The sequence below is a fragment of the Gardnerella sp. DNF00983 genome, assembly GCF_049244265.1.
GTDB classification, from domain to species: Bacteria; Actinomycetota; Actinomycetes; order Actinomycetales; family Bifidobacteriaceae; genus Bifidobacterium; species Bifidobacterium vaginale_J.
Genome location: NZ_CP058392.1, coordinates 61334 through 75724, shown reverse-complemented (window position 1 = coordinate 75724; position 14391 = coordinate 61334). Strand labels below are relative to the sequence as shown.

Annotated in this window: 13 protein-coding genes and 1 tRNA gene; 1 reads left to right on the top strand and 13 read right to left on the bottom strand. The window is 41.9% G+C overall.

What is annotated here, in order from left to right:
* Window positions 1–48 precede the first annotated feature (48 nt).
* From HXT34_RS00315 to tgt, 13 genes are all read right to left on the bottom strand, one after another.
* Window positions 49–429, bottom strand: a complete 381-nt coding sequence (locus HXT34_RS00315) for a type II toxin-antitoxin system YafQ family toxin (RefSeq protein ID WP_415683120.1) — start codon at window positions 427–429, stop codon at window positions 49–51.
* Window positions 419–730: a prevent-host-death family protein gene (locus HXT34_RS00310; RefSeq protein ID WP_415683121.1), complete on the bottom strand. Its 312-nt coding sequence runs from the start codon at window positions 728–730 to the stop codon at window positions 419–421. The genes HXT34_RS00315 and HXT34_RS00310 overlap by 11 nt, the downstream gene beginning before the upstream one ends.
* Before the next feature lie 194 nt (window positions 731–924).
* The gene (locus HXT34_RS00305; protein WP_415687034.1) at window positions 925–1893 is read right to left on the bottom strand and encodes a ketopantoate reductase family protein; all 969 of its coding nucleotides are present in this window, start codon (window positions 1891–1893) and stop codon (window positions 925–927) included.
* 242 nt (window positions 1894–2135) lie between these two features.
* On the bottom strand, window positions 2136–3182 hold the full coding sequence (locus tag HXT34_RS00300; RefSeq protein WP_004109420.1) for a ribokinase: 1047 nt from the start codon (window positions 3180–3182) through the stop codon (window positions 2136–2138).
* A gap of 46 nt (window positions 3183–3228) precedes the next feature.
* Window positions 3229–3624 (bottom strand): D-ribose pyranase, encoded by a 396-nt coding sequence (gene rbsD / locus HXT34_RS00295; RefSeq protein ID WP_415683122.1) that lies wholly within the window; start codon window positions 3622–3624, stop codon window positions 3229–3231.
* Between the two features lie 293 nt (window positions 3625–3917).
* Window positions 3918–4856, bottom strand: a complete 939-nt coding sequence (locus HXT34_RS00290; protein ID WP_415687035.1) for a D-ribose ABC transporter substrate-binding protein — start codon at window positions 4854–4856, stop codon at window positions 3918–3920.
* 264 nt (window positions 4857–5120) lie between these two features.
* Window positions 5121–6122 (bottom strand): ABC transporter permease, encoded by a 1002-nt coding sequence (locus tag HXT34_RS00285; RefSeq protein ID WP_415683123.1) that lies wholly within the window; start codon window positions 6120–6122, stop codon window positions 5121–5123.
* A gap of 171 nt (window positions 6123–6293) precedes the next feature.
* Window positions 6294–7787, bottom strand: coding sequence for a sugar ABC transporter ATP-binding protein (locus HXT34_RS00280; protein WP_421784888.1), 1494 nt, complete (start codon window positions 7785–7787; stop codon window positions 6294–6296).
* A 216-nt stretch (window positions 7788–8003) separates the two neighbouring features.
* Window positions 8004–9014 carry a LacI family DNA-binding transcriptional regulator gene (locus tag HXT34_RS00275; RefSeq protein WP_415688906.1) on the bottom strand — a complete coding sequence of 337 codons (1011 nt, stop codon included), beginning with the start codon at window positions 9012–9014 and terminating at the stop codon, window positions 8004–8006.
* A gap of 397 nt (window positions 9015–9411) precedes the next feature.
* Entirely contained in the window at window positions 9412–9873 is a 462-nt protein-coding gene (locus HXT34_RS00270) for a nucleoside deaminase (protein ID WP_421784886.1), read from the bottom strand.
* 73 nt (window positions 9874–9946) lie between these two features.
* Window positions 9947–10717: an alpha/beta hydrolase gene (locus HXT34_RS00265; protein ID WP_421784884.1), complete on the bottom strand. Its 771-nt coding sequence runs from the start codon at window positions 10715–10717 to the stop codon at window positions 9947–9949.
* Window positions 10718–10893: 176 nt separating this feature from the next.
* Window positions 10894–10976, bottom strand: a tRNA-Leu gene (locus HXT34_RS00260).
* Between the two features lie 75 nt (window positions 10977–11051).
* Window positions 11052–12377, bottom strand: a complete 1326-nt coding sequence (tgt, locus tag HXT34_RS00255) for a tRNA guanosine(34) transglycosylase Tgt (RefSeq protein WP_415683127.1) — start codon at window positions 12375–12377, stop codon at window positions 11052–11054.
* 184 nt (window positions 12378–12561) lie between these two features.
* Here tgt and HXT34_RS00250 point away from each other — a divergent pair, with 184 nt between their 5' ends.
* Window positions 12562–14379, top strand: a complete 1818-nt coding sequence (locus HXT34_RS00250) for a S1C family serine protease (RefSeq protein ID WP_421784881.1) — start codon at window positions 12562–12564, stop codon at window positions 14377–14379.
* Window positions 14380–14391 lie beyond the last annotated feature (12 nt).

Below are 14391 nucleotides of genomic sequence, written 5' to 3'. Positions count from 1 at the left end.
TAATCCCCATTAATTATTTTTATAATCTATATTCTATTATTTTATATTTCAGCTATCTTTGGATTTTGCAAGCAACGCTAAAGTATTACTTACCATCTCAGAATACTTGTGAATAATTTTAGAATTAGTATGAGCATTGGAGAATAATTCATCATGATTCCCCGCTCTTACCAAGACTAAAGAAACAGACAAGCCATCAACCCAATAAATAAGTAGTAAATTTTGCTGCACATGCAACTCACGGTAACCTTTCCAACTACCAGTAAGAGCATGATCACGATATTTACTCTTTAATAGCTGTTGATTATTATCTATGAGAGCCTGAAATACAGCAAGAAAATCTTCAGTATCAATATGCTTTTTACGAATCTTTTTGTAGTCATTATCAAATGACTTGATTGTAAGAAGACGTCTCTTTTCACAGACCATTTAAGTAATCCATCATATCAGAAGCGGTATGTGATTCATGAGTGAATTCGCGATTTTGAACTTGCGCGCGAGCTTCTTCGTTTTTATTTTCAATGGCTTCTTCAATATACTTTTGAAGTTGTTCCTCAAGCGATTGGTAGCGCTCAAAATCTTCGCGGTCAATAATGAAGTACATTGGTTGATTATTTTTTAAAACCGTAACTGGCATACCAGAACTCACTTTAGCAAAAGCCTGTGCAGATTTACCATTACTAAAAGCACTAATAGGAACCATAGTGCTTATTGGAGCGACTGTAACCATATTTATTACCCTAACTTTTCTACAGACAATCCACGCATATACTTAATACATGTATATTTACTATACTTTTCACAAGTGTATATGAAAGTCACTATACTTGTACAGTTAAAAGAATAAAAAAGCGGCCCGCAGTAAAAACCGCGAGCCGCGCCTCCTTCTCATTCATTGCAAGAGTTATAGGGATACTCTCTAAATTATTGCTGATTATGAAGCTTGAACGCGAGTTCCGCCAGATGAACTCCATGCGTTAAGAATTCGTGAGTGCGGCAAACGTAATCATTTTCGCGACCGAGCTTTGCAATATATCCGTTGATGTAATCGACTTCAGTCTTTCGTCCGCGACTCATATCTTGGTACATAGAAGGATAGTGCAAAGGATTTGCAACACGACTTACGTAATCGATAGCCTCCAACTCCTGCTGACGCGTATTAACCATACGAATTCCAGCACGATCGCACACGTCGTACGCTTCGTTAATAAGCTGTCGAGCCATATCCATAGCGCCAGGATACGAAATAAACTGACCCATTTGAATCTGATACATTGTGCACAAAGTGTTAACTACAGAATTGAAAACTACCTTCGCCATGCACGTACCCTTGAAATCTTCCGTAATAGTAGGATTCAAGCCTGCAGCTTTAAAGTCGTCTCGCATAGCAAGCTCAACATTGCTCACCTGCTCGTTCAACGCGCACATGTTCATGGTGCCAACGCCAACTTTACCAATAAAATCAACGTCGCCCGGACCGTTCAAAACTGTTGCAATCATTGCAGTTCCGCCATAAATGTGGTCATCCGGGAAATATTGCTGCAACTTTTCGAAGTGTCCCCAGCCGTTCATTGCAGCAAACACAACCTGATGCTCTTTAAACAAATGCTTACAACGCTCCAACATTTCCGCAAGCTGCATTTGCTTCATAAACACAATCCACACGTCCGGATCGCCGTCATAATCTTCAGGCGTATACATATTAATCGGCACTAAATGACGGTTTTCATGGTCGCGACTCACCATTACGCCGCCTTGCTCGCGGACCTTATTCACATTTTCATCCCAGGCATCAATGAAATCAACATGAATGCCAGCCGTTTCCTGCAACAAAACGCCATAGCGATATCCCATAGCTCCCGAACCGATCATTGCATATTTCATGCCACTCATAGTGACACCTCCTTTTAGGTAAAAATGTGCTTAGGCGAAATTCGTGTATACATGAAAATTCGTCGAAGCGACTGTAAATATAGTAAAAAGCAGTAAGGCTGATTGTAGTGACTAAAATCAGCCAACTGCTTTTTGGTTTTTATAGCATATTACACAGTTTTAGAAGAATGTCAAAATTCTGTACATCGGCAAGGCGCGAACGTCAACTGAATATACTTACAATTTATGCATGCATCACCTACTTACAAGTGAAAAAATTGACGAATTTGAGCAACTGTACCGTAAGAAGCTTGTGCACCAAATCCAGTAGCAGCATATGCAGCTACATAAGAAGCGAGCGACGCTGCATCAACCAACCGCATATCCACAGACAAACACGCAAGCACGGTACCCATAAAAGCATCACCACAACCCGTAGTATCAACGGCATTGACATGCTGAGCCATAATTCGATGCACCGAATTATCAGCATAATCCAAAACCATAGACCCACGTGAGCCAAGTGTTACTATTGCCTCATTAAAGCCAAACTCATGCATTGCATGAAGCGTATGCTTCCAATCAAATGAATCCCAATCACCGCTATCTGGTTCTGAAATATGCAATAGCTGTGCCATTTCATGCTCATTGACCAGTAAGATATCTGCAGATCGTATAAGATCTTGCGGTAATGTATCCAAAAAAGGCGAATTATTAAGCAAAACTTTTACGCCATGCTCATGCGCTAAGCGAGCGCACATCGTAACCGATTCTAATGGACTTTCCAAGCAAAGCCCTAATACTTTTGCATTAGTAATAGCAGCTTGCACAGATGGCGACTGAATATAATCAATATCAACTTGCGAGTTAGATCCAGGCGCATAAACAATAGTATTTTCGCCACTTTGCGCATCCACTGTAATCACTGTTGCGCCACTGTTGCAATTGGGTACATGACGTACATACGTCGTATCAACACCAGATTCTCGCAAAGCACCAGTAAGAAAATCAGCATTAGCATCATCGCCTACAGCACCGAACATACATACGTGCGCACCAAGCTTTGCAGCAGATACTGCCTGATTACCTGACTTACCTCCAGGCAGTATTCGTATTTCGTTACCTTTAATGGTCTCACCAGGCATAGGAAGACGATTAGCAACAATAGTATAATCCGCATTCATAGAACCAACTATCGCTACAGTAGGCATCTTCATATTTCGTAACGCAGGCAATGTCTCGTGTTGCAAAGCCACGTTAACAGGCTGAATGACTTTAATCTTTTCTAAACTCTCCAACGAGTCAAGCATATGATAACTACACATAATTCTCCCTAAATATTGCGCAAAACAAAGCTTAGAATGGAACACCACAACGTAGCAACACGTTAGAATACGGAGTAGTCTCACCCGTTCGAATCACGAATTTAGCTTGCGAAACAAGAGCCTTAAATCCTTGTTCGCCATCATGCGGCACATAAGTCAATGGCACACCAAGCAAATCCTTGACCCATGTTTCTGGAACATCATCACGAGCTTCTTCCGCCATAATACCAGATTCAAGAACAAGATCATCCTTTATTGATGCAAGCACATCAGGAAATCGCGGTATCCCAAAAACCAAAGCTAAATCAATAACTTCTACGCCCGCTGGGACAGGCAAGCCACAGTCAGAAACAACAAATTGGTCCTTATGCCTCAATTTTGCAATAGCAGCTGCTAATTGTGCGTTCAAAATACCATGAGTTAACATAATTCACCCCATATCGTGGCTCATAAAAGTGACATCAACAATGATCATCACTTTTATAACAAGTGCGCCACCACGAACATATATGATAAAAATCTTATTAAGAAAACAATGGCGTTGAGAACACTAAATCATACGGTATTAATAAATTTTACTGTTGCGATTATTTTCACGAAAGCATCATGAATGCTCTCAGCGCCATATAAATTTTGCATTAGCTATATTAATCTATAAAATTACTCAACATAAACTTTAATGTTTATACACAGAATTACATAGTTTTATGCAAATATGTATTACTCAAAATCACCCACATTCTTTACTGTCACTGTTTTCACAGTAATTGGCTCAGTCTTTGGAACACTTTTCCCCTTAATAGCTTTTACAGCAGCAGCAACGGCAGCACGACCAAGTTCCTTTGGCTGCTGAGCAATTGTTCCAGCCATTGCGCCGGCCTTAATAGCTTTCATACCGTCAGCAGTTCCATCGAAACCGACTACTTTAATTTCTTTACCAGCTTTAGCTCCTAATGCTTGAATGGCACCTAATGCCATCTCGTCATTTTCGGCGTAAATGCCGGTTGCATTCGGGTGCGATTGCAATAAATTAGTAGCCACATTTAATGCTTCAGCACGGTCAAAGTTAGCAGTTTGTTCTGCTACAACTTTAATATTTGAATATTTCTTAATACGATCTTTGAATCCTTTGCCACGGTCGCGAGTAGAAGCCGCTCCAGGAATACCTTGCAAAACCAAAACTTCACCCTTTTTGCCCATACTATTAGCTAGCGTGTCAGCAGCCTGAGCACCACCAGCAACGTTATCGGAAGCAATATGCGAAGTAACTTTTTCACCAGTTACAGAACGGTCAACAGAAATCACAGGCAAGTTCGCGCTTAGCAACGGGGCAACTGCAGGACCAGCAGCATCAGAATCTACAGGGTTAATAATAACAGCTTTTGCACCTTGTGATTGAGCATTCTGCGCTTGATCCTGCTGCTTTGCAGAATCATTCTGAGCGTCGGAAACTTGCAAATCAACACCAAGTTTCTTTGCTTCAGCTTGGGCACCATCACGCAAATCCACAAAGAACGGATTGTTCAAAGTAGAAACTAGCAATGCGACTTTATCGCCACCATTAGTACTACCACATGCACTCATGCTGACAATAAGTGCAGATGCTGCTGCAAACGCGCAAGCAATCTTTACGCCTCGACGCATAATTGGATAATTCATCATATCTCCTTTGATTATTGCCCTGTGCTACCGCAAGTTTTAGTTCGATAAATCCACAATGTTGCAGTGGCATAAGGCTGATGTTTCACCATCTCTTTACCTTATTGTTACGTAGTTTTGAGTTATAAAGTTCAGTTATAATATTCCAAAATCGTTTCAATTCTTGCTGAAAATATTGATTACTCGCCACTTACGAATCAACATTTGCAAGATTCATCTCCTTCCTACGAGAAGATCAAGTTTATAAAAAGTATTAATTTGCTGTCAGTGCGTATCTTCCTTGCGGCGCAAAGTGTCAAGGCTCACAGCAAAGGCAATAACCAAACCAATAACTACTTGCTGCCAGAAGGAGGAAACATTCAAAATATTCAAGCCATTACGAATTACAGCCAACAAAATTGCTCCTACGAAAGTGCCAGAAATCTTACCTTTACCTCCCGAAAGCGAAGCACCACCGATAACAACAGAAGCAATAGCATCCATTTCATAGCCAGTGGCAGCTTGAGGCTGAGCGGAATGTAAACGACCGGCAATAACTAAACCAGCGATGGCAGCGAAAATACCGGAAAAAACAAACACCATAATTTGTGTTTTATGAATATTGATGCCAGAAAGGCGAGAAGCCTCCATATTTCCACCAACAGCATACATAGAACGACCAGTAGTGGTGAAGTTCAGTATTACTGCAGCAAAAACGCCCATGATAATCATCATCACAATTGGCATTGGAATACCTAATATGTTGGCACCAAAGAAATTCACCATGCCAGAGGTGGAAATAGGACGACCATCTGAAATAACAAGGGTAAGTCCACGCGCAACAGACATCATTGCCAATGTAGCAATAAACGACGGTAACTTAAGAAAAGCGTTTGCAACACCTGAAATAAGGCCAAAAAGCGCACCGGTTACTATGCCTACAACAACAGTTAACACTGGTGGCAAACCCATAGAAACGCCTGTATACGCAACCAACATACTAGAAATTGCAGCCACTGCACCTACTGACAAATCAATACCAGCGGACACGATAACAAAGGTTTGACCGAATGCCAAAATAGCAACTGTCGCAGCTTGAATACCCACATTGAGAATATTCACACTTGTCAAAAATGCTGGCGTGGCGCACGAAAGCGCAGCACACAAGATAATCAAGCCGATAAGAGCGCCATTGCGTGATGCAAACTTTTTCGCTGCAGGCAAAAATCCTTTATCAACTGCACCGTATCCCAAATGCTCAGATTTTGCACTACTCGTAGCAGCCATAATTTATACTCCTTTAACAAATTTTGCTATAACTCACTGCACTGCTGTGTGCAATAAATTGTTGTATGCAAGTTTTACGTTTGATTGGTAACTTTAATTTTTAAGATTTCAATATGACTCATGTATCAGTTTCATATTGAAAGCAGTAAGGTTTTACTCATTCCTGTATGCTCAAATACCAGATGTATTAAGGTGAGTCACTGCAAGTTCCATCACACTTTCCTGCGTAGCCTCGCTTGCAGCTAATTCACCGCTGATTCTGCCGTTCGACATCACCAATACGCGATCTGACATGCCAAGCACTTCAGGCAAATCTGAGGATGCCATCAGCACAGCACCTCCATTTTCTACGATACTGTTAATCAACTCGTAAATTTCTACACGAGCACCAACATCAACACCACGAGTAGGCTCATCCAGCAATAGCACTTTCACGTTCGCCATAGACCATTTGCCGAACACGATTTTTTGTTGATTACCGCCAGATAGCGAACCAGCGAGTTGATCAATGTTTGCCATACGAATACGCAATTTTTTTGCAGTTTCTTCCTCGCGAGCACGCTGCCCTTTCAAATCCGCAAATCCTGCATGTGCTGTAGTAACTAATGTAGAAATTCCCAAATTTTCTGCAACAGATGCTTCAAGAATCAACCCTTGTACTCGACGATCTTCTGGGACTAAACCAAGACCAGCTGCGATGCTTCCTGCAATATTCGCTTTTGCAATAGATTTACCATCAACAGTTATTGAACCTGAATCATAACTATCTGCACCAAATATTGCACGAAGAACTTCGGTACGACCAGCACCTACCAAACCTGCAAGACCCACAACTTCGCCAGCATGAACGCTGAAGGATACATTTTCTAACGTACCTTTTCGCGTTAAGCCTTCTACTTTTAGCAGCTCTTTGCCTTGACTACGTTTGCCATGAGGGAATTGATTTGTAATATCGCGACCTACCATGAGTTTTACAAGTTCCTTCTCAGGAACTTGCGCATCAACAGTATCGACGTATTTGCCATCGCGAAGTACAGTTACAACATCACCAATACGCGCAATTTCATCTAAATGATGAGAAATAAACACCATTCCAACATTTTTGGATTTTAAATCTTCCATAATGTTAAATAACTGTTCACATTCTGGTTTTGTTAGAGCAGCTGTTGGTTCATCAAGAATAATGATAGATGCATGTTGCATAAGTGCTTTTGCTATTTCTACCATTTGTTGACGAGCTACACCAAGTTGTCCCATTGGCTTATTGACATCTTCATCTAAACCGATAACTTGCAATGCAGATTCCGCACGAGCACGCATCGTCGACCGACTAACAAAACCAGCTTTCGTAGGAAGCATACCAAGGAACAAATTTTCCATAATAGAAAGTTCTGGCACCAAATTTAACTCTTGGTGAATCACAGCAATGCCCAATTTGCGAGCAGTATCCACATTAGGAATTCGCACTGTTTCACCATTGATCTCAATATGACCTTTATCTGGCTGATAAATGCCACTCATCATCTTAATAACTGTTGACTTGCCCGCACCATTTTCACCAAGGAGAACATGCACTTCACCTGGTTTTACTGTTACAGACACATTGTCAACTACCGTAGAATTACCGAATATTTTCGATACTCCTACTAGCGATAGTTCCGTCATGTCCTACCTCTTTCTTCGCTACAGCACCACTGCTGCCACGAAAATGCAATAAATTACGCTACATTACGCTTGTACTTTGGATGAGAATTATGCCGCACTGTGCATGCAAAAACGTAACAACAACGGTACGCTCAGGCGATTGCTGCACACGCTTACAAAATCACGGTACAAAAATCAATAACGATAGTGTCAAGCTATAGAATAACAGCCTTACAGCTACGCATTTCCTAACGATTCACGCGGAATATACATAGTTTCTACTCGCTGCGATTGAACATCAACATTATGTTCTAACATATCCAAAAAAAGTGCAGCACTAGTACGACCAATGCGCTGAACTTGTTGCGAAATAGTAGAAATACGCGGCGTTGCTAAGCGGAATATTTCAACATCATCAAACGAGATAAGTGAAATATCACTGCCTATCACTAATCCTTCACGAGCCATTACATCCATCACTCGCAGCGCATCTGGCGAATAACCTACAATAAGCGCTTTTACACCAACGCTAATCATGCGATGCAACACGCTAGCACATGAGGATTGTTCAAATCCCGTAGATTCTACAAATACATGTTCTTCGCCAAATATCTCCGAAGCCACTGTACGAAATACTTGTTCACGTTCTTGCAGTGACGGTGAAGCGATAATTGGACCCGACACGTAGCCAACTGAGCAAAAACCATGTTGTTTAACATCCAATAATGCGTCACGAATACCTTGCTCTGGATCCGAATCCACAACTGGCACATGCATCAAATCGCCAGTCCGAGGCTCCACATGTCGATCCATAAACATAAGTGGAAGATGCTGCTCCATCAACATTCTCATAGCATCAGTTTCCTCACCTTGAGGCACAATAATCGCACCATCAATGCGTTGAGAAAGAATACTTGTAATGAATGAATCTTGACGAGCTGCACTCTCAGAAGATGTTCCAATAAACGCACAATAGCCGGCATCAAACAACGAGTCTTGCACAGTATACGCAAGCTCAGCAAAATACGCATTGCGTATATCTGGCACAAGTAACCCCACTGTCTTAGTGCGAGATGACCGCATCGCCTGAGCGCGAGAATCTGGTATATAACCTAGTTCCGCAACTGCATGCTCAACTTTCGCCTTAGTGTTTGCCGATATACGACCCGTATTATTCAATGCGCGAGAAACAGTTGATACTGATATACCAGCACGTTGCGCAACATCGCGAATCGTAATGTACGACATGACACCTCCAGCTCATCTCTTATGCTCAACCAGTGTTAACAATTTTGCACTGTTATCGATATGTTTTGATTTTAGCTTGTACTCCATGTTTTATACTACGTTTTTCCATATACTCCTCTCGTTGGAGAAAAACAGCACTATGCAACCATGCATAAGAGCCTCTGTGCAATCTTATTCTCAATGAGCAGCTTCATCAGCGCTGAATAGAATCCGCAAATTGAGATAACGTTCCCACAATTGTCGGTTTCTTCAACTTACCTCATGCGGTAACGTTACCGCAACTATAACATTTTGCTAGAATGAACACAAGGGAAACACGCTAAAAAAAATTACTTTTCCTGCACTGCGTTATCTTGAATTAAACGCAACATTAAAAAAAAAATAATGCAACACTTATCTAACGATGATTTTCAAAAAAGTTTCGCAAGAGTTGAGCACACTCAGATTCGCATACTGAGCCAATAACTTCCGGACGCGAACCAACATGAGGATCTCGCAAAATATCCCACACAGACCCACACGCACCAAGTTTGGCATCCCATGCGCCGAAAATCACGCGTTTAAGACGCGTTTGCAGCACAGCCCCAGCACACATAGGGCAAGGTTCAAGAGTTACTACCAAAGTGCAATCAGATAGATTCCAAGATTTGCGCGAGATAGCAGCATCTTTCATAGCAAGCACTTCAGCATGAGCCAAAGGATCAGCGCTCTGCTCGCGCATATTTGCGCCTTTGCCAATAATATTGCCGTCGCCATCAAGCACAACTGCTCCAACTGGGACTTCGCCTGCAGAAGCAGACTCTCGAGCCAAATCCAAGGCTTGATTCATTGCAAATACTATCTCATCGCGCATATTCATGAAATCACTTTACAGATTAATTTACAGATTAAGAAAAAACAAAATCGAATAAATTTACATAATCCAAATAAATTTACATAAGCCCAGAAGAAATATCGTGAGTTACAAACCATTTGCGAATATCGCCAATTTCGTTCATATCAACAGCATGATCCAGTCCGCGATAACGACGTTCTTCTAGCCAAGTATGCTCTTCAAGCCACGCGGCAGCAGCCGAAAATTCGTAAGGAGGAATCACGTCATCTTCTAATCCGTAGCCGAAAAATACAGGCGTATTACGTTCCGCTAAATCGTCGTCTTTCAAAGCAATTTCAGATGCAGAAGTAGGAGCATTAGGAGCTATAAACCCAGAAAGCGAAACAGCTGCACGATAACGCGCAGGATTCAAACGCAAAACGTGCACTGCGAGCGCAGCTCCTTGCGAAAAACCAAATGGCACAATGTTGCGATTTGATGGAATATTTTCACGCACCCACTCGTCGATTGATACGGCGGCAGCATACATGTCGTAATCTAAATCTTCTCGCTGCGGCACAGCATCGTGGAACCAACTGTAAGCGCCTTCTGCCAGCTTAAGCGGAGCGCGTAAAGCAATTGCATCATTGTACGGTGCCACTACTCGCAACAAATCCAACAAATCTTCCTCGTTAGAACCCCAACCGTGAAGGAGCAAAAGCAGCGGATGCGTTGGATGAGCTGAAGCATTACCTTGCGAATACTGAGCATTCGTAACTTTTAAAGGCTCACCAAAATGGCCCGGCACAACGTGAGATTCGCGGCCAATATGCGGTTCGTAAGAATTGTTATTTACATTATTGATATTTAGTTCATCGTTAGTGTTCATTACATCACCGTCGCTTGTAATAAATAGAAGTTTGTACAATACTCGAGAAGTTTGTACAACATTCGCACTTTTTGCACTGCAGTTGCAATATAGCTGCTTTATATTTGCACTATACTTGCACAAAAGGCCAGAATCGTAAGAGGCAAAACCCTTGCAATTCCAGCCTTTTTGACGAGTGCGAACGGCGGGACTTGAACCCGCACGAGCATACGCTCACTGCCACCTGAAGACAGCGCGTCTACCATTCCGCCACGTTCGCATACAAAGTGCAAGGCTATCATATTTGATATAAATTCGCAATGTTTAGCCTAGCATTTTGTGGTCAAAACTGCTCTCAGCCTTTAGAACCGTTTTCGTAATAGTGCGCAAGAGTCTCATCGCGGAACTCTTCAAAATATCCGCCGTCAATAGAAGCTCGGATATCGTCGAGTAATTTCACAAAGAAACGCTCATTATGAATGGTCGCAAGCGTAAATCCATTCATTTCACTAGCGCGCAACAAATGATCCACATACATTCTGGAATAGTGCGTGCAAGTGTAGCAATCGCAGCCTTCTTCAAGCGGACGCTGATCATGCTTAAACTCAGCACGTTTTACATTGTAGCGACCATGTCGAGTAAAAATTGCACCGTTCCTTCCGCAGCGAGCAGGAGCAACACAGTCGAAAGTATCTCCACCATTTTCAACACACGCAAAAATATCGTCAACTGCAGCAATACCAAGCACGTGACGAGGTCGATTTTCTGGCATAGCATCGCAAATCCATGCACAAGTATCACCAATAATTCGCTTCTCAATAGCGCCGCCGATTCCGACTCCATCAAAATCTAAAGAAGCAATCTCTTCAGCTGCATGCCTACGCAAATCCTCATAATTCGCGCCCTGCACAACACCATACAACGCTTGATAAGGCTTACCAACGCGCTCCTGCGTTAAACGCTGATGCTCAGCGACACAACGCTTAGCCCAGCGGAAAGTGCGCTCTACTGACTCCTCCTGGTAACGACGCGTATTCATCAAAGTAGTAAGCTCATCGAAAGCAAACATAATATCCGCACCAAGCTTATGCTGTATTCCCATAGAAATTTCAGCACTAAAACGGTGCTTGGCTCCGTTAAGAGGAGACTTAAAAGTTACGCCATCCTCGTCAACAAAAGCCATGCGCTCCTTACCGGCTGCAATAACGTCGTCCGACTTCATGCCAGTAACGTCCATTGCAAGCGTCTTCTTAAAACCAGCACCCAAAGAAAGAACCTGAAATCCACCAGAATCCGTAAAGGTTGGCTTATCCCAGTTCATAAACTTTCCCAATCCGCCAGCTTCGTCAAGAACATCCGCGCCCGGACGCTCATACAAGTGAAAAGCATTTGAAAGCATGCACTGCGCACCCAAATCCTTAATGCTTTCTGGCAATACTGCCTTCATTGCAGCTTGAGTTGCAACAGGCACAAAAGCTGGAGTTTGAATATCTCCGTGAGGAGTGTGAATTACGCCGGTGCGCCCATAGCGAGCGCCATCACGACCTTTACCTTCAGCAGTATTGGAAAGTCGCGTTTTGGTTGTAAAAGAAAATTCTTTGCGGTCACCAGGTTTCCCCGGTTCAGCTCCGCGTGGATGTTCAAGAAGACTTGTCATAACATTTACTTTATTAGAAGGCATGACGAGCGTAAATCAAAAAACACGCACAATTTATATTTTCATGTGACAATATCCAATTAATTTGCAAATTTATGAAATTTATAAAGCAAATTATTTAAAAAATTATAAAAAAACATACTAGCTATTACATAGATAACGGCATGGTTTATTATGGTGTGTTAAGAGTCTTTTGTAAGGAGGATGAATGGCTGACGATATGTATGGTGCAAATCAGCAGGAATCCAATGAAACTGCAAATAATGGATATTACGAGCAGCAGGAACAGCCGACGCAGGCAACGCAACCAGCACAACCAACGCAAGCAGCACAACCAGCACAAACATATAGCCCAGCTCCTGAATTCGGAGCTTACGGTCCAACAAATAACGAAAATGAAGCTGGTACAAACACTACACAGTATCCAGCTAACAATTACGCCGTAAACCAAAATAACGATGCGAATAATACAAATATCAGCAATGCTCCTACGCAATACACCGGATCGCAAAATTACTACGGAAATAATAATTCTAATAGCTTCGGAAATACGTATAATTACGGCACAGACAATAATTCCTACCCAAATAATGAAGTTGGCAATCAAACACCAGCACAACAGAATTTTGGAAATAATGCAAGCAACGAAGAAAATGAAAATATAGCAAAAACGAGCATTATTAACACAAATGCAGAAAATAAAAACGCTAAAAACAATGCGAAAAACACAAATAAGAAAGGTAACAAGAGAAAAACAAAAAGCTCTTCATCAACTGTTTTTGTTGCCATTCTATCCTCTGCAATTTCTGCAATAGTTTGCGTAGTTGTAGTTCTGTTTGCAATCTCGCAAGGTCTTATTTCAATTCCACAAAGCAGCTCTTTATCAAGCATCGGATCTAATTCTTCTGGCCCTGGAACCGCAGTAGTTAAAGGCGGTCAAGCTCCAGATTGGCAAGGAGTTGCAAAAAATGTTTCTGGAGCTGTTGTTTCTATACAAACTCGTTTAGAGAAAGGCATGGGAAAGGGTTCTGGAGCAATCATTGACTCAAAAGGTTACGTTGTAACAAATAATCACGTAATTGCTGATGCAAAAGAAATTCAAGTAACGCTTTCTAACGGTCAAATTTATTCAGCCACATTAGTTGGAGCGGATAAAACTACTGATTTGGCAGTACTTAAATTAGACAATTCACCAAATAATTTAAAGGCAGTCCAATTTGCTGACTCTAATCTACTTTCCGTTGGCGAACCGGTTATGGCAATCGGAAATCCGCTTGGATATGACGATACGGCTACTACAGGCATTGTTTCTGCTCTGAATCGTCCAGTATCAGTTATGGATGATCAAAGCCGCTCTGAAGTTGTAACTAATGCTGTACAAATTGATGCAGCTATTAATCCAGGAAATTCGGGCGGTCCAACTTTTAACGCCGCCGGAAAAGTCATAGGCATTAATTCTTCTATTGCAGCAACCTCAATTCAAGGGGAAGCTACAGGATCTATCGGTATCGGCTTTGCAATTCCAGCAAATTTGGTAAAACGAGTAGTTACAGAAATTATTAAAAATGGTTCTGTAAAGCATGTAGCTCTGGGAATCATGATTAAAAGCACAGCAGTTGAGTCTGAAGGAATTACTCGCGGAGGAGCTCAAGTTGTTTCTGTAAATCAAGGAAGCCCTGCTGAAAAAGCTGGCCTCAAAGCCAATGACACTATTGTTGCATTTGACGATAAGCCTGTATCTAATAATTACGCACTTCTCGGCTATGTGAGAGCAACAGCGTTCAACCAAAAAGCTACGATTACAATAGTTCGTAACGGCAACACACTTAAGTTGCAAATCACATTCGACCAAGAAGAAGCTGCTGTTAATGGCACAAATAAGCAAGAAAAGCAGCTAAAGAAAAACCAAAAGAAGCCTAGTAAAAAACGCAGCAACAGTAAGTCGGATGATGATGACGATTTGCAGCAGCGCGGAGATGACGACGGTGACGATGGTGGAATATTTGATCCATTCGGTTTCTGGTAAATAAAACCGCAT

What these genes read in the sequence shown, in the direction of transcription:
- HXT34_RS00315 (WP_415683120.1), bottom strand. Translation starts at nt 429, where the DNA reads ATGGTCTGTGAAAAGAGACGTCTTCTTACAATCAAGTCATTTGATAAT.
- HXT34_RS00310 (WP_415683121.1), bottom strand. Translation starts at nt 730, where the DNA reads ATGGTTACAGTCGCTCCAATAAGCACTATGGTTCCTATTAGTGCTTTT.
- HXT34_RS00305 (WP_415687034.1), bottom strand. Translation starts at nt 1,893, where the DNA reads ATGAGTGGCATGAAATATGCAATGATCGGTTCGGGAGCTATGGGATAT.
- HXT34_RS00300 (WP_004109420.1), bottom strand. Translation starts at nt 3,182, where the DNA reads ATGCTTGACTCGTTGGAGAGTTTAGAAAAGATTAAAGTCATTCAGCCT.
- rbsD (WP_415683122.1), bottom strand. Translation starts at nt 3,624, where the DNA reads ATGTTAACTCATGGTATTTTGAACGCACAATTAGCAGCTGCTATTGCA.
- HXT34_RS00290 (WP_415687035.1), bottom strand. Translation starts at nt 4,856, where the DNA reads ATGAATTATCCAATTATGCGTCGAGGCGTAAAGATTGCTTGCGCGTTT.
- HXT34_RS00285 (WP_415683123.1), bottom strand. Translation starts at nt 6,122, where the DNA reads ATGGCTGCTACGAGTAGTGCAAAATCTGAGCATTTGGGATACGGTGCA.
- HXT34_RS00280 (WP_421784888.1), bottom strand. Translation starts at nt 7,787, where the DNA reads ATGACGGAACTATCGCTAGTAGGAGTATCGAAAATATTCGGTAATTCT.
- HXT34_RS00275 (WP_415688906.1), bottom strand. Translation starts at nt 9,014, where the DNA reads ATGTCGTACATTACGATTCGCGATGTTGCGCAACGTGCTGGTATATCA.
- HXT34_RS00270 (WP_421784886.1), bottom strand. Translation starts at nt 9,873, where the DNA reads ATGAATATGCGCGATGAGATAGTATTTGCAATGAATCAAGCCTTGGAT.
- HXT34_RS00265 (WP_421784884.1), bottom strand. Translation starts at nt 10,717, where the DNA reads ATGAACACTAACGATGAACTAAATATCAATAATGTAAATAACAATTCT.
- tgt (WP_415683127.1), bottom strand. Translation starts at nt 12,377, where the DNA reads ATGCCTTCTAATAAAGTAAATGTTATGACAAGTCTTCTTGAACATCCA.
- HXT34_RS00250 (WP_421784881.1), top strand. Translation starts at nt 12,562, where the DNA reads ATGGCTGACGATATGTATGGTGCAAATCAGCAGGAATCCAATGAAACT.